This window comes from Bacillus halotolerans (genome assembly GCF_001517105.1).
GTDB classification, from domain to species: domain Bacteria; phylum Bacillota; class Bacilli; order Bacillales; family Bacillaceae; genus Bacillus; species Bacillus halotolerans.
Window position 1 is genome coordinate 972,080 of the sequence record NZ_LPVF01000008.1, and the last position, 20,663, is coordinate 992,742.

Here is a 20,663-nt window from a genome sequence, read left to right on the forward strand (position 1 = left end):
CATGTGAGTACAACTCATATTCACTTCACCTTATTCCTTATGTTAAAGCCCATGTCCATAACGCCTAAAATGCGAATGGCTGCCATAAAAATCGGATGCAGCAGACCAAGAATGACTGCAATGACGGCGACTGCCTTCGGATATTTTTTCTTATGGCAATAGAAAAAGATAAATGATAAACCCTGGATAAAAATAAGAAACCCGAGTATAAACTCCCCATTTAAAGCGATAGAGTACAGCATTTGGCCTTTTTCTAAAGGCAGAAATGAAAGAATGACAATCAACAAATACAGTACTACCACACTTTGCGGAAACTTCAACTCTCTAAAAGGCTTTAGACTAGGAATATCGGGGGAGAATCGCCTTAAGAGCGGCTTAGCGATAAGGTAACTGAGGAAAGAAAAAATGGCTCCTACCATCACGATAGCTGTTGGAAAAAGATATTGAACCGTACTCAATTGTTCTTCCATCAGTTTCATTTGTTTCTCAAGCTCTTCAGCATTACCCGATTGTTTCAAAACGGATTCAACGATATCGAGTGATTGCCGGTATTGTGTCATTGCTTCATCAATGATATTGATACCCAAAAACTGAATGCTTATCACAAAATAGAACACGATACAAAGCATATAAATAAGGGCACCCGAAATAATAGCATGACCGGGTTCTCTTTTTTTGAAAAAATGCCCCATGGCAATGCCCGCACAAGCTGACATAAAAGCTACAATAAGTCCGTTAAAGGACCCGACAATAAAGACAACAGGAAGACTGACAGCGCCCATCCACAATCCTAATTTCAATCCGTGTCTGATCGTATAAAGAATCATAGGCAGCGGCAGTGCAAATAACAGAATTGTTCCAATCAATGGAACATAAACGACCAACAGTGTGATGATCGCAAACAAACTGATTAAAATAGCACCTTCCATTAATGCTCTTGTTTGTTTCACTTAGTCACCTCGTATCATACTGAACATACGAATAGAAAAGAGCAGCATAAACGACTGCTCTTTTTTTCATCGCCGCAACATGTTTTGCACCAATGTTTTCATATCATCTCTAAAATTACTTTTATATTTTAACATAAGTCCAAATCGCAAGTAAAATGACGTCAATGTTTCATGTGAAACATTGCAAACGAAAAGACATTCTTTAAAAGAATGCCCATCACTTCTTATTCTTTATCATCCATAAAACCAGAAGTTTCTTTGTTTTTCTTCTTCGTTTTTCTGACATACACAAATATTAAAATCACAAGTAAAAGGGTTGTTGCTTGCAGAACGCCGCTGCTAAACAAGAAAAAGTTCTTTATCATGTCCCACATCGTGTTTCACCTCTTTTTGGATGTTCTCAACCCGTATCCTATATAAGGTGAATTTCCCTTTTTAAAAACTTCAAAACACAATGAACAACATTGAACGTTGGGCATATGCTGATACAGAATCTGATTGATAAAGGAGATTTGTTACATGGATGAACGCAGAACGTTGGCTTGGCATGAAACATTAGAGATGCATGAGCTGGTTGCTTTTCAGGCAAACGGGCTCATTAAACTGAAGAAAATGATTAGAGAAGTTAGAGATCCTCAGCTCAGACAGCTTTATAGCGTGTCCATTCAGGCCGTTGAGCAAAACTTAAAAGAGCTTCTCCCATTCTTCCCTCAGGCGCCGATGCCTCGCGATGATGAAGAAGAAGAACGCGCGGATAACCCATTTTACAGCGGTGACCTGCTCGGCTTTGCCAAAACATCTGTCCGCAGCTATGCCATCGCAATTACAGAAACAGCAACACCTCAATTGAGAACCGTACTTGTCAAACAGCTAAACGCTGCCATTAAGTTGCATGCGCAGGTTTATCAATACATGTATCAGCATGGATACTACCCATCTTACAACCTTTCTGAGCTGTTAAAAAATGACGTCAGAAACGCCAATAAAGCCATTTCGATGAAATAAAAGTAGCAGCAAAGGCTCTCCCTTTGCTGCTACTTCTGCTGTTCTTTTAATAAACTGTTCGAACGACGCGCCTCCAGTACTTCTCGATTGGCGTCGCCCCATTCTTTCATTTGCAATACAATCGGCTCAAGCGTTCGCCCGAATTCTGTCAGAGAATACTCAACCTTGGGCGGCACCTGGTGATAAACTTCGCGATGAACAATGCCATCCGCTTCAAGCTCCCGAAGCTGCAGGGTCAGCATTCGTTGGGTAATACTCGGGCAGATTTTGCGAAACTCATTGAACCGTTTCTTGCCTTCTATCATGTGATAAAAAAGGATTCCTTTCCACTTTCCGCCAATGACATCTAGTGTAAATTCAACTGGACAGCCTTCTTTGTTCGGATAAATATTATTTTTTCGGCTCATGTTCGCCCCTCCAATAGTACCTTTTTTGATACTACAGATCATTTTGTAACTGACCTACCCAGCATTTTACACACCTTTCCTCTTCCACTCAAAAAAATGCTTTTTATTCACATCAATTTTTAAGGGTTTGCATGATTACACCCGCAGCAAGACGTGTTAAACTATAAAAAGAATGTTTACACTACTTAAAAAAGGATAAGGAGTTATCATGGAAAAAATACTTATTTTCGGACACCAAAATCCAGACACAGATACGATTTGCTCTGCTATTGCTTACGCTGATTTAAAAAACAAACTCGGTTTTAACGCTGAGCCTGTCAGACTTGGACAAGTCAACGGCGAAACACAATATGCGCTTGATTACTTCAAACAAGAAAGCCCTCGTCTTGTAGAAACAGCTGCAAACGAAGTGAACGGCGTTATCCTTGTTGACCACAACGAACGCCAGCAAAGCATCAAGGATATTGAAGACGTTCAGGTTCTTGAAGTCATCGACCATCACAGAATCGCAAACTTCGAAACAGCTGAGCCGCTTTACTATCGTGCTGAGCCTGTCGGCTGTACGGCTACAATCTTAAACAAAATGTACAAAGAAAATAACGTAACAATCGAGAAAGAAATTGCCGGCCTTATGCTGTCTGCTATCATTTCTGACTCTCTGTTATTCAAATCTCCAACTTGCACTGATCAAGACGTAGCGGCAGCAAAAGAACTTGCTGAAATCGCTGGCGTAGATGCTGAAGAATACGGCTTAAACATGCTGAAAGCCGGCGCTGACTTAAGCAAAAAAACAGTTGAAGAGCTGATTTCTCTTGATGCAAAAGAATTCACACTCGGCAGCAAAAAAGTCGAAATCGCACAAGTCAACACAGTTGATATTGAAGATGTGAGAAAGCGCCAAGCTGAGTTAGAAGCAGTGATTTCTAAAGTTGTGGCTGAGAAGAACCTTGATCTGTTCCTTCTTGTCATCACAGACATCTTAGAAAACGATTCACTTGCACTTGCAATCGGTAACGAAGCGGACAAAGTGGAAAAAGCGTTCAACGTCACATTAGAAAACAACACAGCCCTTCTTAAAGGCGTTGTTTCTCGTAAAAAACAAGTCGTTCCTGTGTTAACAGACGCGATTGCAGAATAATAAAAAAGCATCCCGCTCCCGGGATGCTTTTCCTCATTCGCCAAGCTTTTCAATTTGCCCCATTACATCAGTCATTTGCTTAGTGTTTTGGATCAATTCGGATTGCTCCAATTCCTCAAGCGATACTTTTCCTTCTTCCACTTGCTGCAAGACGTCTTCCGCACTTTTTTGCAAAGTTTCGTTATGCTCCTGCAGGGTGTTGTGAAGCTCCGCTGCGGCATCAGGCGGGGTTAATTCATTAAAATCAGCCGCTGCCTTTTGAATGGACTCAAGCTGTGTCTCTAGTTTTTCTTTCGCCTCAGTGTCATTTACAGCTTCCTCAGCTAATGCAGGCGCTTCCTCTGCAAATGTCTTCACCTTTTCCACATAAGCTGACGCTTCATTTGTATAATCCAGCCCGTCATTCACCTGATCCAGTATTCCGCATCCGCCTGCCCCCAAAAGACCAGCGCCGGCCAAAACCGTCAGAACCATTTTCTTCATTGTTTGCCCCCTTATCGTTTCTTCTTCATTTTTTCTTTTAAGATCGGAATCAATTTCTCTTTCGCTAATGGCAGCCCCTTCTTCACCAGTTCATGTTTCAGCCATTTCTTCAGCTTAGACATCGTAAATCTCCTCTCCCTTTTTTGATAAAAATGAAAAAAACTCCACCGATTTGGTGAAGTTCAGAAACAAAAAGACCTTCACCAAATCAGATTTGGCAAAGGTCTCGCTAACAATTAAATTGCCAGCAAAGCCGAGGACACCTTGTCCCGTAATGACGACTTTACTGTGAAAGCTACTCCCCTTTGGAGTGTTCATTTTTATTACTTTCATTCTAAAGCAATGGGCTTTTCCAGTCAAATTCCTGCTGTCCGTTTACATAAAAGAGAGCTGTGGTATTTAAAATTTGAATGGTATTTACATCCGGAGATCATGCTATGACAGAGGAGGTTTTCATCATGAGTCAAGAGCGCGTGAAACGGCCCGGGCATACCAGATGGTATATATCTTCGTTACTGAGCGGCATTATCATTCTTAATTATTTTGATCGAGTGGCCATTTCTGTAGCTGCCCCGGCGATACAAGATTCGTTTCACCTCACAGCAACTGAACTCGGCATTGTGTTTTCGATTTACACATATTCGTACACACTGATGCAGCTGCCCGTCGGAAGTTTATTGGACAGGTTTGGCGTGGCCTGGGTCACAAGAATCGGAATGACGGTTTGGAGCATTTTAACGATCATTCTCGCTTTTTTACAAGGAAAACTGCTCTTATATGTGTTCCGATTTCTCATTGGGCTGACAAGCGCATCGGCGTTCCCCGCCGCTTCCAAAGCAACCGCTCTATGGTTTCCGCCAAGCGAACGGGGTCTGGCGAACTCACTGTTTGATTCAGCCGCCAAATTTTCAAACGTAATCGGAGCGCCGCTGGTCGCCTTTCTCGTCACAACATTTGACTGGCGGGTCGCCTTTTTAACGATCGGATGCATCAATGTGCTGTTTACCATCTTTTTCTGGCAGTACTACGAGCAGCCCGAACGGCACAAACGCATTTCCAAAAGCGAATTAAACTATATTCAGAAACACAATACAATCACAACAGAGCAAATCCCTTACAAAACGGGTCCGCTTTTAAAAAAGCTTTTCACTAATCGTAAAGTATGGGGCTTAATGATCGGATTTACGGGGTACGGCTATACATTCAACCTGCTGCTTACATGGCTACCGACTTTCTTTAAGCATACATACGGAATGGATCTCATGTCATCCGGTTTATTCACCGCCGTGCCGTGGCTGATCTCAACCATTTCCGGCATTGTGGTCGGCGGCTGGCTCGTCGATTACCTTATCAAAAAAGGCTATTCCAACACCAAGGTGTACCGAACCGTGATCATTGTAGGGATGAGCTTCGGCTTTTTCTTTTTAGGCTCCATTTTGACGAATAATATCACCGTCGCGATTATCTGCATTTCAATCGGCCTCGCCGGCGTTTCTGCAACGGCTCCGGTCGGCTGGTCCATCTCCGCAGAACTGGCCCCGATTGGCTCCGTTTCCATGCTGAGTTCCATGGTAAACCTGGCAAACAACCTATTCGGAGGCATAATCGCCGCTTCACTCACGGGATATTTGTTTGATGTGACAGGTTCCTTTACGCTCAGCTTCCTGGTTGCCGGTTTTGTATTGCTGCTTGGGCTGATTTTTTACGTATTTGTGCTGGGAGATGTGAAAAGAATTAAGTTGGAGTAAAGAGTGCTTGTGTGCAAGCACTCTTTTCTTTGATCATAAAACAGCTTTCTCGGGGGCTATATCCCATTCTCTCCGGGTAAAAATAACATCATTTTTATTCTTGACTCCAACCAAAGGTAAGGCCTCATAGTGATAGAGGAAGGAGGGATTGAGCTGTGAAAGTAACAGTAAAAGAACTGTCGCACATTGCGAACGTGACAATCAAAACGCTTTATCATTACCACAAAATCAGCTTGCTGGTCCCAAAAGAAATCAGCGAAGCCGGGTATCGGTACTATGGTGCCGACGAGCTAAAAAGACTGCAGGAAATCCTTTTTTACAAAGAATTAGATATTCCTTTGTCAGAAATAAAAAGGTTATTCGATGAGGATGCTGACAGAACTGGCACATTAGAAAAGCAAAAAAAGCTGTTTGAAAAGAAAATTAAAAAGTATCAGCGCTTCGTTCAAACGGTCAATACGTCTTTAGAATACACAAGAAAAGGTGAGAACATGGATCATAAGGTCATGTTTAAAGGATTTGAAACCGCTGACGAATGGAGAGCATTACGATTTTGAAGTAGATACCCACGCTGTCAATGTAGATGAAATGAACAAAATGGCGATAGAGGCAAAACATTTTCTTGATGGAATGGCTGATTTTTTAAGAAGCGGTGTCACGTATCATGACCCTGCCGTGCAAGAGCATGTCATGAATCATATTACGTTCCTGAATCAAAACGGACATCAGACAAGCAAAGAAGATTACGTAAAACAAACGCGATTTTTTACGCAGGATGATTTCCATCGAGGAATGTTAGAAGAGCAGCAAACCGGTTTATCTTATTATCTGACCGTCGTTGCAGAACACCTGTAGCGTGAGTCTTTGCGACTACGCATTTTCTCTGCTCAAGTTGCGGCACCGCCAACAATCGATACATTCTGCCGGTCAACGCCAAAATTCCGCCCGTTCCATTTCAATACGGTTTGAACATATCCCAATGAGTCGGCGTTATATCTTCCAGCGATCCGCTGATACGCCAGCAATTCGTATACGCCGTCTCTGTTGAAATCAACCGGATACAAGCCGGATAAAGGATTGACCCAGCCTTCTATCGGCGCTTTTAAAACACCCTGATTCGTATAAATTTCATTCAAATAGTCTCTGCCTTTGTAAGTAAGATCCAGTATATATTGTTCATGCTGGCGTTGACTGATCACGCTCGCTTTATATTGATTTTGATAGCTCACACTGTACTTGAATTCATCATTAAAAGAATCCGAATTGAAAATCTGCCTGAACTGCCGGTTCATATAGGCAAACACATACGCATAGATAGAGCCTCCGCTTCCCCCGGTATCGATTACAACAGCCACATCTTCCGTTTGATTGCCTGTCACATCAGCCAGAAAAAGTGACGGATTGTATCCGATATTGTTATGAAGCTGGATTTGCCGTTCCTGATGTGTTTTGCCGTCACGTATCACCAAAGTGATATTTCTCCATAGCGGACTGCCTGACGTTTGATTGCCAGTAAGGAAGACTTCATCAGCGACTCCATCTCCAGTCACATCCCCCCGCGCTGCAGTAATAATGGCGCGCGAGAAAACGGGCTGCCTATAGGCATATGGATACTGGTAAAGCGTTGATTCTCCGGCATGATAAACCCAATAAGGTGCCATTCTGCTGTTGTATGGATTCAATTGAATTCACCCTTTCCTATTCACCTTCATGAATCATTATATGCAGGAAAAGTACACAGCAGATCACATGCAGCCCGTCTTGTTTCAGAATGTCACGAAAATGAATGTCAATGTAGAGGAAGGGCCTGTAAAAAGAACCGGTGCGCTTGGTCCGATTCTATCTGTCTATATAAGAGATCCAGATCAGAACCTGATTGAACTATCACAGTATCTTTAAATCTCCCAAAACATACCGTGAATTTGGTATGTTTTTGAGGGACTTATTCCTTCTAAAAAAACGATACTCAAAATAGTTTCATCCTTCTCCCCAACCAATTAATATTCTTTAATCTCTATACTTTAAAACATACCTTTTATACAGTTCTTCATTATAAAGAATGCTTTGTCCATGCGATGAGCAGATAAGAATTGGTTTGATTTCATCTATGATTGCGCCGCTATCTATATTCTCATTCATATCGACGCTAAATTTTCTGATAGGCGGGTGCAGCTCCTCCTTACTTGTAATAAAAAGGTCTCCCGATAATAAAATGTTATCAGTTTCATGATGGTAGATAACATGCCCCGGAGAATGTCCGGGTGCTACATAGTATTGTATCGGCAAATGAGCGAGTGTATGCTCCGTCAGCGGCCGGACAATATATGCTACCCCTGTGTTTTCGACGTCATTTTTGTTCGGATAAGGCGCTTCTCCATTTATATAAATCAGTTCTTTTTGATGGGCATAAATAGGAATGTCAAACTTCTCTAACCATCTTGCTGCACCTTGAATATGATCACTATGGCCATGGGTCAGCAGAATGGCTTTAGGATTGCCAATTGCCAACGCTGCCATTATTTGAGCATCTGCGAAACGTTCTATTCCTGTATCAATGATATAAACATCATCGCCATCTTTAATAAACCAAATATGAACTGGGATATGAATCGGTACATCGAGTTCAAATTCACACTGATAGACATGTTCTGATATTTGTATTAAGTTCAAGCAAACCACTTCCTTTGTATATTTTTGTTACCATTACTGTAATACATATTCCAAATAAGTTGGATATGTAATGATGCACATTTTTGTAACTTAAATTACGAGGTGACGATACGGGAAATCGGTTCAATGGGTATGGTGCTTGCAGTGCAGAAGGAAAAAAGCATGTCCTGCAGAAATGACTTTACACATTATCCGCGGAAAATGGAAAGGGAATCATCATCGATATCCTATCTCATCAACCGGTCAGGTTTAATGAACTGAAAAGATGAATACCAGGTATCAGACAAAGGATGCTGACGTTGCAGCTAAGGGAACTACGCAGATGGTATATTCTTTAACAGAACTCGGCGAAAAAGCTATCTCCTATCATTTCATCGATGGGGAATCGAATATCTGAGTCATTCAAAAACCGCCCAGAGCGTCATGAAAGGGACATGGCTGACTATGAGACATAGCTTCATGCCAATTAAAAAACCTGGACGAAAAAATTCAAGATCATCACAGGCTTTAAGTATTTCAAAATATAAGGAATTACATCACTTTACTTTGCGTTTTTATCAATATGGCGCCGTCCATCTGCTTTGTACACTCTCTATGTTCTTTTTACAGATGGAGAAAGTATGTTTTCTATTAGATACTCAATTTAAAGTATTTCTCAAATGCAGCTTTTCCGCTTTGTGTAACCTTAATAGCTCTAGTTTTAGGCATACGCACAATCCATTGTTGTTCTAGCATCCTATCTAATAATGCATGTCCCAAAGCGCCTGCTAAATGATGCTGCCGCTCGCTCCAATCTAAACAGCAAAGCGCAAAAGATCTCCTCTTATTTCTTTGTTTTTCTTCGTCGACTCCAAAATCCTTGAAAAACAAAGAGCCTTCTGAAGTCACCTCGAACTGTAAATCCGCTTTTCGTAAGAAGCCCTGCTCGACTAATGAATGTGTCACTTGCACGCCGATGTAACCAGCCAGATGATCATAACAGGTACGGGCAAAGTGTAAATCACTTTTTTCTTTTGAATCATTGAAAGACTTCACTTTTGAATCAGGCGAAATACTGAGCAATTGTTCGATCACTTTTGCAGCATCGGCGCTAGCCAATTTATAATACCGATGTCTTCCATGCTTCTCTACACTGATGAGCTGTGCTTCAAGTAATTTTTGCAGGTGAAAGCTCGCAGTTTGAGGCTTGATTTTAGCGAAATATGCAAGCTCTCCAGCAGGGTGTATTCTTCCATCCATAAGGCTCAAAAGAATAGAAGAACGCGTGGGATCAGATAGTAACGAAGCAACCTTTGCAATATTAGGATTCATCATTCTCCTCCTTACATTCATATTTCGATGATAGTTGAAATGTTAAACCTTTACAATATAAATAAATAATGATTAGGAGGCAGTAAGCGTTGAACAGTGAAAAACAAGACACCCTTCATTTTAAAGAAATCAAACCAAACATTATGTACTATGGCACATCAACATTCCTTCTTTCCACTTTGAATGAAGACGGAACCACCAATATTAGTCCGATGTCTTCCTCGTGGGCGCTTGGAAACTATATTGTTCTGGGCGTAGGACTAGGAGGAAAAGCCATTGAAAATATAAAGAGACACAAAGAATGTGTCATTAACTTGCCCAGCCCCGATTTATGGAAAAACGTTGAAAGAATTTCGTCTTTTAGCGGAAAAAAGAATATCCCGCCTTTGAAGAAACAGCTCGGGTTTACTTACAAAAAAGAGAAATACGAAGCGGCAGGGTTAACACCTTTACCATCAATGACAGTAGCACCAACAAGAATTAAAGAATGCCCTATCCAAATAGAAGCAGAAGTGAAACATATTCGGATACCAGATTACGAACCATCATTTGCGATTGTGGAAACACAAGCTTTACATTTTCATGCCGAGGAAAAGATCATATTGAACGACAACCACATTGACCCTTCAAAATGGAGTCCGCTTATTTATAATTTCAGACACTATTTTGGTTTAGGAAAAGAAATAGGAAAAACCTTTCGTTCGGAAACATGACTCAATAAACCTTTTAATGGGAAATTGCGTATTATACCCCTTCTATGCTTCAATGGAAATCGTTAGTAACAGCTTAAAATAAAAACGGAGATATTGAAAATGAGAATTTTAAATACGAGATTTAAACGTTTATTGAGATTAAGAGATTTTGAATTCTTTCAAGTAGAATGAAACGATGATGAGAGATGTGCTTTTTTATTATACGTTGATGAAAGATTTCCAGATTCTGAAGAAGGTAACAATATTAATGTTTTTTTGATTTCTCACTTTGAGCTACCTGATTCATCATATCAAGCTGTGCTACGTTTTAATGATGACCTATTGGGTATGAAACATAATTGTTCATATGTAATGGACACTTTAACTGTTACAGAGGAATTTAATTTCGATTTCCCATTTGATATGCCAGCTATTCGTGAATATGTTCAAGAGTTATTGTCCGCTTTAAAAATTGACAAAAAACTTCCTGAATTTGAAGAAACGGATTTCAATTATTTATCTCAAGAATAGTAAAGGATTAGCATGTATAACCAGTAATTTTGGATATGGTGTACAAAGTATTGTATATGCATTAAGAAAGTGTTGTTTGATTTGCACAGAGAAACATTAAAATTCATACTAACTTTATTTGCAGTCTATGCTACATCCAAGTTACAAATGAAATTGGTCCTGCTAACGATTGGTTTCTAAAAAGACTTATTCAGTTTTTAATTTGTATAGTTGTTTTTTTGGTTATTACTTTTATATTCCCCCCAAAAAAGAATAAGTGAATTTCATTTTGGAAAAAAAGAGCTCTCATTGAGCTTTTTTTTAAGTTGTGTACTTCTGGTAAGTCTATATGCTATTCTACTCTGCATTGATGCCATGACTATTAGAATAACCATTTCTTCATTCAGATGACGGAATGAAAAAAGAGTAGACCTTTCAGTCCACTCTTAAATAAATTTTATTTCTCTCGTTCTATATATTCTTCTTTTGTTGTTTATTGCCCATAAAATTTAACCTCTAATACTTTGCCATTAGTTGTATTCAAGCTACATCCTTACATGTTATGAGAACGAGCCTATATGGCTACATACTGATTCGGTGTTTTTGTTCAGTATCTATCTCGGGCTGTATCTCCTTTGTTAGATGATGACCCTCTATATCTACATTCGGAATGATTTTGTCTAACCATTTTGGTAAATACCAAGCTGCATTCCCCATCAACTTCATGATACTTGGAATGAGTGTCATTCTTACAATAAATGCGTCAAACAATACACCAAAGGAAAGAGCTAATCCATTTGCTTTGATAGAAGCTTCACCAGCAAAGATAAATCCTGCAAAAACAAATATCATGATTAGCCCGGCTGCGGTGACAACAGGTCCACTGTGTTTTAATCCAGCTTGAATCGCTTGTACTGGATTCTTTGTTTTCACATATTCTTCACGCATTTTGCTTACAAGGAATACCTGATAATCCATTGCTAAGCCAAAAAGAATACCAATCGTTAAAATAGGCAGAAACGCGAGAATCGGCCCTTTTTCAGGTATATTGAACAAGTCAATAAGATTTCCATCCTGTAACACAAATACACAAACCCCAAGAGTTGCTGTCATTGTTAATATGAAACCTGCTACAGCAACAAGAGGTACTAGCAGCGAACGGAATACGATTGTCAGCAAGATAAACGCAAAACCAACAATGAGTACAGCAAATACTGGTATTGCATCATTAAGACGATCTGAAATATCTATATTCACTGCCGTCGATCCAGTGACGAGCAAATCTACTCCGTTTTGATCTGCTAAACTGCGTACATCTTGTACCAAATCCTTAGTAGCTTTATCGTTTGGACCTGTTGTAGGAACAACCGTAATAATAGCAAAATCGCCTTTTGCATTAGGCATTGCAGGAGTAACACTTGCTACATGGTCTAAATCCTTAATTTCTTTTACTGCATCTGCGAATGCTTCAGCTTTATTTTCTGTAACATTTGTGGCATCCGCCACTATCGTTAATTGGCCATTAAACCCTTCTCCAAAACCTTCGGCAAGCAAGTCGTAAGCCCGGCGCTCGGGATTATCCTTAGCTTTCATTCCTGCATCAGGTAAACCTAGCTCCAAATGCATAGATGGAATACTAATGACTAGCAAGATGAGAATACTAAATACACTTAAAAGAATAGGGTTCTTTGTGACAAAGCGTCCCCAGAAATTTGTTTCAGCGTTTTGTATTTCTTTTTTCTTGTTTGCTTTCGGAATCATGCGTTTCCCTGCTATTGATAAAACGGCAGGCACTAATGTAATTGAAGCTAATACAGCCATGAGCACACTGAGCCCTGCTGTTAGCCCCATTGCGGACATAAAAGGAATATGAACTACAGTCAATCCGCAAAGTGCGACAATAACTGTGAGTCCGGCAAAAACGACAGCACTTCCAGCTGTTCCCGCAGCTCTCGCAATTGATTCATTTTTTTGTATACCTTCACCTAAAAACTGGCGGTGTTTCGAAAAAATAAACAAAGCATAATCAATACCAACTGCAAGGCCGATCATTCCGGCTAATGAAAGACTGACGGAGGCAATATCAAATACTTGTGTTCCAATCAAAGTCAGCCCAATGCTTACACCTAAACCAATAAGTGCAGTTAAAATCGGTAAGCCTGCTATTAATAAAGAGCCAAATGTAATAGCTAGAACAACAAAAGCCAAGACAATACCGACTATTTCTGATACACCGCCAATCTCCATCTCGGCTCCTGGTATATCTCCGCTTAACTCCGTTTGTAACCCATCATCATCAGCAATGGACAAACTATCTTTCACATGTTTTATAGAGTAATCTTTTATATCATCTGCTGATGATTTGTATTTGATATCAGCATAAGCCACTGTCCCATCTTTTGCGATCGTTCCTGCAAGAAAAGGACTTGCAATCGAATCAATGGAATCGTCTTTATTCATTTCCTTTAGTGTATTCTCTATTGCTTCTTTTGCTGATTTGGCAGTAAGTTTCTCCCCATCCTTAGCACCGAATATGATCCGTATGCTCCCTTTATCAGGACCATGAGGAAATTCTTTATTGATCACCTTCATTGCTTTTTCCGAAGGCGTGTCAGGTATTGACATATTCTCAGAAAAACTGGGTTTTAATATGCCGGCTGCCCCTATCGTTGCAATCAACACAACGATCCACGCACATATTACTTTAATGCGATGGCGAGCGACCCATCCGCCTAATTTATATAACATTCTTGACATCATAATCTCCTTTCAATATATTGCTTGATAACATTCTTCCTAATTGTAGTTCATAAAGAAATGAAAAAAACGTACATTCGGGCATGTACGTTTGGGCAACTTTTAAATAACCTTGTGTTATATATCTAAAGTTAAAATACCTCTCTGCATGGCAATCGCGACTGCTTCTGTTCTAGAATCCGCTCCCAATTTATTATAAATGGACGTGAGTCTTGACTTCACGGTTCTTTCTGAGATTCCTAAATCAAAGGCTATCGCTTTGCTTTTGAATCCTTTTGCAATTGCCTTTAGAACAACGATTTCCTTTTCCGTTAACTGAGTATCGCTGCTTGGTTTCTTCATTCTTTCCAATTGAATTTCTTGAAAACGTTTAAGAATGTCAGGCTGCAACAGCACTTCTCCTCTTACTGCTGCATCCATTGTATGAAATAGGGTTTCTGAACTCGTATCCTTCAACAGATATCCTTTTGCTCCTAATTCAATCCCCTCAATCATCAAGTGATCTTCATTATAAGTAGTCAAAATAATAATGGGTATGCTGTGTTTTTCTTTTATGTGTTTAATCGCTTCTAACCCACTCATTTCTGGCATGTATAAATCCATAAGAATGATATCTGGCTTTAATTCATCTGTAAGATAAACCGCCTTTTTTCCATTTTCCGCCTCTCCGATTATTATGTAGTTATCATTCGTCTCAATTAACAGCTTGAGACCTTCTCTCACAACCAGATGGTCATCAACGATTAAAACCTTATTCATCTTCAATCTCTCCCTGATTTGACAAGATTATCTCGATTTGTGTGCCTACTGATTTTTCACTCGTTATATTGAATTGGCCTTTCATTGCTCTGACGCGTTCTTGTATACCAAGAAGTCCATAATGTCCTCTCTTTTTCCTGCCTTTTTCAACATCAAAGCCTTTTCCATTGTCTCTGACGGTTAAATGGAGGTTTCCTTTCTCATCCCAAACTGATACCCATATCGTTTCTGCTTCAGCATGTTTTGCTGCATTTGTAAGGCATTCTCCTATGATGTAATAACAATTTTCAGCAGTGCGAACATCAGGCAATTGAGTTAATCTGTAGTCTAAAAAACAAGACAGACCTGTTGCATCTTTAAAATGATCCATTTGTAAGGTAATTCTTTCTTTTAAAGAATCGATTTCTTCTGATTTGCTGCGAAGATTGTCAATAGCTGAACGTGCATCAGCTAATGTGCTTTTCACTCTATTCATAGATTGTTGAATGATTTCTTTTGCTCTATCTGTGTTACCTTTCGATATATGAACATTAATAGCATCCAGCTGCATATTTAAACTGACCAGCCCTTGAGCAAGCGTATCGTGTAAGTCCCGGGCCATACGCTGCCTTTCGTTTTGCAGCGTCAGCTGTTCGACCTGCTGATGAGCCAGCCCCAGCCTTTCAAGAGTCAGCTGCGCTTTTATTTTTTCATCAACTTGGGCAAATAATGTAGCGGCATAAGTAATAATCACGATCATAATAGGTACGGCAATGACAAGAAAATGCAAATATTCACCTTTGTGAATCTGATGTGTTGCATTGATTGACAGCAGAAGCAGTAAATACAGTATGAGGAAAGTCCTTCTTCTGTCTGCTATTCCTGCAATCTGTCCAATCAAAAATGCATAAAGGCCAATAATGATCAGCACTAAGAAGCCAGTCATGATATTAGCCAGTGTAAAAGTGATCAAACCTTGCAGCACAAAATATAAAATGACCCTTTTCTTAACCCAGCGATATGAATGCCAATGCAACAAAGCAAAAATGGCGGTCAATACTGTAAACACATGAAGCAATATAATGGACCAGCTCCCAATAATAAATTGCAGCACGATAGAGGCTATATATATCATGAGAATAAAAGCTAAGCCTGGCACTCTGAGAGCAAGCATATTTAATGCCCGCCTATTTCGTGAAAAGTAGTTTTTATCAAAAGGCTTTCTTCGAAACATATTGCTTCACTTCCTTTCCTTTGACAGTATAATCACAAAGGATCCACAATAAAAATAGGAACAATCCAGTCATATTTGTCATCTTATCATAAGAGCCGGCAGGCATTTCATTTATCGGCCAGCACGGCAAGAAGAAAACGCAAGATGAACAAAAGTTTAAAAATGCCCCAACGTACATAAGGATATGCCCTTATGTACGTTTTCTATATTCAATTTTAAAATTAAAATAGATGGAGAGTTACTTTCATATGGGAGGATTGCATTTATTGAAACCAATTGATCTCATCATTATAAACTTACAAAGAAAAGGAATCAGGGCTGAAAAAACATTTAAAAATCGGACCCCTCATACATTAAAATCCTCAAAGAAGTAAAGCAGAAGGGCTCTGCAAAATGCCCCCTTAAAGAATAAAGAAAACCTATAGAGAAAAGAGGAACAAGGTATGTATTGGTTTTTTGGTGTTTTATTGTACCTTCTCATCGGTACTTGTATATTCATAGGAGTCATCAAAGACACTCAATCAGGTTCTTGGTTACTACTTGCATTAGCAGCTCCACTCATCATCTTTGGCTATCCTTACTTTTGTTCAAAGCAGCTTCTTTCCAAAAGATAAAGATATATATTGATTACGGAGTTCTTGAAAATAATGATAAATAACCTTTCAAACTCAAACTCAATATTTACCTTCAAGACACAGACAAGACATATCATGCTGCGAACCATTGCCCCTGAAACGATATAAATAGCTAAGTCCTGACATGTACCGGTGCCATGTTCGTTTAGAATAACCAAAACCAGTAATTTGCAGTCCGCACTTTATGAACGTTTTCATTGATTGGTTCCCTCGGGGATAGAAAGCATTTGAAAAAGCGCAACGTGAAAACAAGCCGGTTCTTGTCAGCATCGGCTATTCGACTTGTCATCATTGCCGCGTTCGCTAAAGTAACCATCTGTATTCACCTCAAATCAAATAAAGAATAGATATATCAACTCAATCTTGATTATGGCCGTCTATATAAGGAAAAACTTTACCTTTGGGGTTACTGCATCATATATAATGTGGATGTACATAAACAGTCACTAAACACGCTTTAATAACAGAGAGGTTGTTAGGATGAAGGAATTTTTCTCTATTGGAGAAGTATCTAAGTTATTCAATGTAAACATACCTACTCTTAGGTATTATGATGAAATTGGTCTCTTAAAACCAGAATTTACAGACGAACATAATAACTACAGATATTATTCTACACAACAATTTGAAAGATTGAGTACAATCAAGTACCTGAGAACATTAGGTTTGCCAATAAATAAACTACTTGATTTTTATAATTCTCTTGAGGTAGATACTCTGATTCACTTGCTGAAAGACCAGCAAACCGAAATTGACCGAAAAAAGAGGGAATTGGCACGTATTGAGAGAAAGATCTCTCGTCGCATTAAACAAATGGAAGACGCAGTTAATATGCCGCTAGAAGAAATTTCAAAAATGAAACTTCCTGAACTGCGTGTGGCGTATTTACAACATGAATATATTCTTGGTCAAGATATTGAGTATCCGGTAACAGAATTGAGAACTAAGTTTAAAGTCCACAAAGATCTATTTTTAGGAAAAGTAGGATTATCCATTTCAGCAACAAATATAAAATCAAATCAGTTTGACCGATATTCCAGTATATTTATGGTTCTGGAAGATGAAGATGAAATACATTCACCTGAAATCACTTTCCCCTCAAGAGAATATCTGCAAATTAGATTTAAAGGGTCACATTCAGAAGCAGCACAATACTACGAAATGTTACTTACATATATGAAAAAGCATCATTATGAATTGGCTGGCGACTCAATCGAAATAACACTGATTGATTACGGGGTAACTAATAATCCAGACAATTATGTGACTGAAATACTTTTGCCAATCAAATAAACTTAATTAATGGCTGTTACATACACTTGACCCTCAAGTTACTTGAGGGTTTATTTTTTTGAAAGGAACTATTATTGGAGGAGATAGCCTATGTTTGGAACAATTTTTAACACAGTTATGATCATTGCAGGAAGTTTAATTGGAGGTATATTCAAAAAAGGCATGAAAGATCAGTACCAAGAAATACTTATGCAGGCAATGGGATTCGCCGCAGTTGGACTAGGGATCAACGCCTTTACACAGCATTTGCCTACTAGTAAATACCCAATTCTTTTTATTGTCAGTTTAGCTATTGGGGGATTGATTGGTCAGAGCATAAATCTAGAACTAAGATTTAACAATTTAGTCAACAAGTTCTCCAAAAGCAATTTAGCCGAAGGTTTATCAACTGCAATCTTATTATATTGTATAGGTTCGTTGTCAATATTAGGCCCTGTTAACGCTGCTCTGCATGAAGATTATACTTATCTCCTAACAAACGGTATATTAGATGGAATCACTTCCATTGTTCTCGCTTCCACATTTGGTTTTGGAATAGCAGCATCTGCGGTTGTAGTATTTACCTGGCAAGGCTCAATATATTTATTTGCAAAATTAATGGAAAGCGCATTAAATACAGACCTTATTAATGAAATAACAATTGTCGGCGGTGTATTAATCCTTAGTTCAGGGTTAAGTATTCTGGGAATTAAAAAATTTAAAACTTTGAACCTCCTGCCATCACTGTTAATTCCGCCTATTGTCATTTTAATTATTCATGTGTTTGGATTACCATTTTAAATCCTTAATCTACAATTAACCTGTGGGAAAGTTTAGATGAAGCTGCAATAAATAAACTTAAAAAGCTTTCTAATATAGCGCCTTTGGGACTCATTAGTGCTTCCACGAACTTTTCTGAAGGCCAGACAGAAGAGAAAGGAGAGCTTGATGTTATATTTCTTTAGGGCGGAAATTAATAACGGTATTCGGAAAATCAAAATGTAAAGAAAAAATTACCTGATGCAATCTATAAAAAGTTTCCTAGTGCATTAAAACGCAAACTTTCATGTGCCCAATGGTTTTCTTTTTGGAACGGAATCGTACTTAAGGGTCCATTAGAAGAAGTATATGATACAGTAACAGACTATCTTGATAAGTATGTTTGGCATGCAGTAGCTAGTTCTTGTGGATAAATTGCACAAGATGTTGTATTTGCAATTCTCTAAAGAAAGTGTTGATTAATTTGAACAAAGAGTCGTTTAAATTCATACTAATTTTATTTGCTGTTTTTGCTGTCATTCAGGTGACAAATGAAATTAACTTTACTAACTATTGGTTTATAGACAGACTTATTCAGTTTGCAATTTGTATTATTGTTTTTTTAGTTATGACTTATATATTCCCCGTTAAAAAAACAAGTGAACTTAGGATAGAGCTTCATTGAGCTCTATTTTTTTATAAGATTTGTATTTAAAGTGAGATTATAGGCTATTCAACTCGGCATTGATGGCCTAGGATAATCAACTCGTGTAGTACTCCATTAAAAGATAACAGAAGCCATTTTAAACGGTAATACCATTTGTTCAAATAATGCAGTTTACCTTTTATGTCATTCATTGTTTAAAACCTGTAATCCGTAACCATGCGGTAGCAGGTTTTTTTATTCGCTTGACTTAGAGTTAACTCTAAGTTGTAAACTAACTTTAATCAAAAGAGAGGGATGATGTTTGTTGTATTCCATTAGTAAAGCTGCTGAGAAGACTAGTATGAGCTCGTATACATTAAGATATTACGAAAAGATTGGGTTACTTCCACCACCAAAACGAAAAAACAGTGGAAGGCGTTTTTATACAGAGACTGATATTCAGTTCATGACATTCCTGAAAAGTTTAAAGGAAACAGGTATGTCTTTGGAGGATATGAATGAGTTTGTCAAAGACGGCTGCATCCTGGAAAAAATCAATTCTGATGTTAAATCGGCACAACTCTCTCCATCTATAAATAAACGTATTGAGATTTTAACCAAGCACTTAGAGAAAATGGAAATTAAAAAAAGGGAGCTGGAAGAAGTGATTTCTACTACAAAAGGAAAACTGGATACATATTATTCAATTTTGAAAGAGGAAGTGGAAAACAAATGAAACATTTAAATATATACCTGATGTTACTTGGTTTCTCTATTTTCACGGGAGCTACTTTTAATCTTGCAAAATATACAGTTGGATATTTTTCTCCATCGTCTTCAGCGGCATGGCGTTTCGGTTTAGCTGCTGCGGTGATGCTCATCATTTTGATTTTTACTGAAGGTATAAAGAAGAGTCAATTACGGAAAAACGCCGTTTCATACATTGTTCTTGGAATTATAGGAATCTTTGGATTTAATGCCTTGTTTTTTGTTGGGTTGAAATATACATCTCCCGTTAACGGGGCATTAATAATGGGGCTGAATCCTTTATTAACGGCAATTCTCGCTCGAATTATCTTAAAGGACAAAATGACAAAAAAACAAGTACTCGGTATATTCTTTGCTTTCATTGGTGTATTGCTAGTCATTACACAAGGTTCTATCGAAACCATTAAAACCTTATCAATTTCAGGCGGAGACTTAATAATCTTTACAGGTAACGTTTGTTGGGCACTTTATGGTGTACTTGGACGTCGGTTTGTAAAGGATGGTACTCCGCTATCTACAACCACTTATACGATGGTTATCGGTGCTATTAGTTTAATAGTAGTTTCCTTATTTACATCCAACCCTGTTTCTTTATCGAACATCCCGATTGGAGTTTGGGGGGCAATTGCCTTTATGGCTTTCTTTACAAGTGTTTTGGGTTACCTATGGTGGAATCAGGGGATTAAAGAGATTGGGGCAAATAAAACATCTTTATTTTTCAACCTTGTTCCCGTTGTAACGATGATTATTTCATTTGCCGTTGGAACACCGATAAAAGTATTTCAAGTTATTGGAGCTGTGTTAGTTATATTAGGCGTTTTAACTGCTTCGGGGGTATTACGTATTCCTAAGTACAATACTAAAGAACAGTCAGCTGTATAAAGAAACAGGGATTATTTTTGAGAAAATGTGTTAAGTTAAATATACACTAATTATAGAA

The 20,663-nt window shown here is 38.6% G+C and carries 19 protein-coding genes and 5 pseudogenes; 14 read left to right on the plus strand and 10 right to left on the minus strand.

The features are described 5' to 3' along the window. Positions 1-20: 20 nt before the first annotated feature. Together AU387_RS07350 and AU387_RS20435 are read right to left on the minus strand one after the other, a co-directional pair. Complete coding sequence (locus AU387_RS07350; protein WP_059335332.1) at positions 21-950, minus strand: YybS family protein; 930 nt, start codon at positions 948-950, stop codon at positions 21-23. A gap of 224 nt (positions 951-1,174) precedes the next feature. After that, positions 1,175-1,324, minus strand: a complete 150-nt coding sequence (locus AU387_RS20435; protein ID WP_044160223.1) for a hypothetical protein — start codon at positions 1,322-1,324, stop codon at positions 1,175-1,177. Between the two features lie 145 nt (positions 1,325-1,469). Between AU387_RS20435 and AU387_RS07355 the strand changes: the two genes are divergently transcribed. Beyond that, positions 1,470-1,955: a spore coat protein gene (locus tag AU387_RS07355; RefSeq protein ID WP_044160224.1), complete on the plus strand. Its 486-nt coding sequence runs from the start codon at positions 1,470-1,472 to the stop codon at positions 1,953-1,955. 29 nt (positions 1,956-1,984) lie between these two features. On the opposite strand, the gene AU387_RS07360 is transcribed toward AU387_RS07355, so the two are convergent. Further along, positions 1,985-2,362 carry a winged helix-turn-helix transcriptional regulator gene (locus AU387_RS07360; protein ID WP_059335333.1) on the minus strand — a complete coding sequence of 126 codons (378 nt, stop codon included), beginning with the start codon at positions 2,360-2,362 and terminating at the stop codon, positions 1,985-1,987. A gap of 208 nt (positions 2,363-2,570) precedes the next feature. Between AU387_RS07360 and AU387_RS07365 the strand changes: the two genes are divergently transcribed. Beyond that, the gene (locus tag AU387_RS07365) at positions 2,571-3,500 is read left to right on the plus strand and encodes a manganese-dependent inorganic pyrophosphatase (RefSeq protein ID WP_010332614.1); all 930 of its coding nucleotides are present in this window, start codon (positions 2,571-2,573) and stop codon (positions 3,498-3,500) included. A gap of 33 nt (positions 3,501-3,533) precedes the next feature. On the opposite strand, the gene AU387_RS07370 is transcribed toward AU387_RS07365, so the two are convergent. Further along, positions 3,534-3,983: a DUF6376 family protein gene (locus AU387_RS07370; RefSeq protein WP_044160226.1), complete on the minus strand. Its 450-nt coding sequence runs from the start codon at positions 3,981-3,983 to the stop codon at positions 3,534-3,536. Between the two features lie 437 nt (positions 3,984-4,420). Here AU387_RS07370 and AU387_RS07380 point away from each other — a divergent pair, with 437 nt between their 5' ends. Then, positions 4,421-5,731, plus strand: coding sequence for an MFS transporter (locus tag AU387_RS07380; protein ID WP_059292131.1), 1,311 nt, complete (start codon positions 4,421-4,423; stop codon positions 5,729-5,731). Between the two features lie 155 nt (positions 5,732-5,886). After that, positions 5,887-6,586, plus strand: a pseudogene (locus AU387_RS07385) (MerR family transcriptional regulator). A 32-nt stretch (positions 6,587-6,618) separates the two neighbouring features. Here AU387_RS07385 and AU387_RS07390 read toward each other — a convergent pair. Beyond that, positions 6,619-7,413: a hypothetical protein gene (locus tag AU387_RS07390; protein ID WP_059335334.1), complete on the minus strand. Its 795-nt coding sequence runs from the start codon at positions 7,411-7,413 to the stop codon at positions 6,619-6,621. Between the two features lie 97 nt (positions 7,414-7,510). Between AU387_RS07390 and AU387_RS07395 the strand changes: the two are divergent. Beyond that, a pseudogene (locus AU387_RS07395) lies at positions 7,511-7,630 on the plus strand (VOC family protein); the annotation flags it as partial. A 108-nt stretch (positions 7,631-7,738) separates the two neighbouring features. On the opposite strand, the gene AU387_RS07400 reads toward AU387_RS07395, so the two are convergent. Together AU387_RS07400 and AU387_RS07405 are read right to left on the minus strand one after the other, a co-directional pair. Then, positions 7,739-8,401, minus strand: a complete 663-nt coding sequence (locus AU387_RS07400) for an MBL fold metallo-hydrolase (RefSeq protein ID WP_044160230.1) — start codon at positions 8,399-8,401, stop codon at positions 7,739-7,741. Positions 8,402-9,031: 630 nt separating this feature from the next. Beyond that, entirely contained in the window at positions 9,032-9,712 is a 681-nt protein-coding gene (locus tag AU387_RS07405) for an ArsR/SmtB family transcription factor (protein ID WP_059292128.1), read from the minus strand. 89 nt (positions 9,713-9,801) lie between these two features. On the opposite strand from AU387_RS07405, the gene AU387_RS07410 reads away from it, so the two are divergent. Continuing rightward, a complete protein-coding gene (locus AU387_RS07410) occupies positions 9,802-10,425 on the plus strand; it encodes a flavin reductase family protein (RefSeq protein WP_044160235.1) in 624 nt (207 codons plus the stop codon). Positions 10,426-10,524: 99 nt separating this feature from the next. Continuing rightward, positions 10,525-10,935: pseudogene (locus tag AU387_RS22290) on the plus strand (hypothetical protein). A gap of 561 nt (positions 10,936-11,496) precedes the next feature. On the opposite strand, the gene AU387_RS07420 reads toward AU387_RS22290, so the two are convergent. The 3 genes from AU387_RS07420 to ydfH form a co-directional block, all read right to left on the minus strand. After that, the gene (locus tag AU387_RS07420; RefSeq protein ID WP_059335335.1) at positions 11,497-13,671 is read right to left on the minus strand and encodes an MMPL family transporter; all 2,175 of its coding nucleotides are present in this window, start codon (positions 13,669-13,671) and stop codon (positions 11,497-11,499) included. A gap of 117 nt (positions 13,672-13,788) precedes the next feature. Further along, complete coding sequence (ydfI, locus tag AU387_RS07425; RefSeq protein WP_044160239.1) at positions 13,789-14,430, minus strand: two-component system response regulator YdfI; 642 nt, start codon at positions 14,428-14,430, stop codon at positions 13,789-13,791. Next, the gene (gene ydfH, locus AU387_RS07430; protein WP_059335336.1) at positions 14,423-15,643 is read right to left on the minus strand and encodes a two-component system sensor histidine kinase YdfH; all 1,221 of its coding nucleotides are present in this window, start codon (positions 15,641-15,643) and stop codon (positions 14,423-14,425) included. The genes ydfI and ydfH overlap by 8 nt, the downstream gene beginning before the upstream one ends. A 443-nt stretch (positions 15,644-16,086) precedes the next feature. On the opposite strand from ydfH, the gene AU387_RS21105 reads away from it, so the two are divergent. From AU387_RS21105 to AU387_RS07455, 7 genes and pseudogenes are all read left to right on the plus strand, one after another. Next, positions 16,087-16,257 carry a hypothetical protein gene (locus tag AU387_RS21105; RefSeq protein WP_081720807.1) on the plus strand — a complete coding sequence of 57 codons (171 nt, stop codon included), beginning with the start codon at positions 16,087-16,089 and terminating at the stop codon, positions 16,255-16,257. Between the two features lie 217 nt (positions 16,258-16,474). Beyond that, a pseudogene (locus AU387_RS21110) lies at positions 16,475-16,579 on the plus strand (DUF255 domain-containing protein); the annotation flags it as partial. Positions 16,580-16,758: 179 nt separating this feature from the next. Next, positions 16,759-17,571 (plus strand): MerR family transcriptional regulator, encoded by an 813-nt coding sequence (locus AU387_RS07435; RefSeq protein WP_059335337.1) that lies wholly within the window; start codon positions 16,759-16,761, stop codon positions 17,569-17,571. A gap of 90 nt (positions 17,572-17,661) precedes the next feature. Further along, entirely contained in the window at positions 17,662-18,351 is a 690-nt protein-coding gene (locus AU387_RS07440; RefSeq protein ID WP_059335338.1) for a DUF554 domain-containing protein, read from the plus strand. A 17-nt stretch (positions 18,352-18,368) separates the two neighbouring features. Continuing rightward, positions 18,369-18,500, plus strand: a pseudogene (locus AU387_RS21480) (AraC family transcriptional regulator); the annotation flags it as partial. A gap of 816 nt (positions 18,501-19,316) precedes the next feature. Beyond that, on the plus strand, positions 19,317-19,691 hold the full coding sequence (locus AU387_RS07450) for a MerR family transcriptional regulator (RefSeq protein ID WP_232460831.1): 375 nt from the start codon (positions 19,317-19,319) through the stop codon (positions 19,689-19,691). Next, complete coding sequence (locus AU387_RS07455) at positions 19,688-20,605, plus strand: DMT family transporter (RefSeq protein ID WP_059335340.1); 918 nt, start codon at positions 19,688-19,690, stop codon at positions 20,603-20,605. Before AU387_RS07450 ends, AU387_RS07455 begins: the two co-directional genes overlap by 4 nt. Positions 20,606-20,663: the final 58 nt, after the last annotated feature.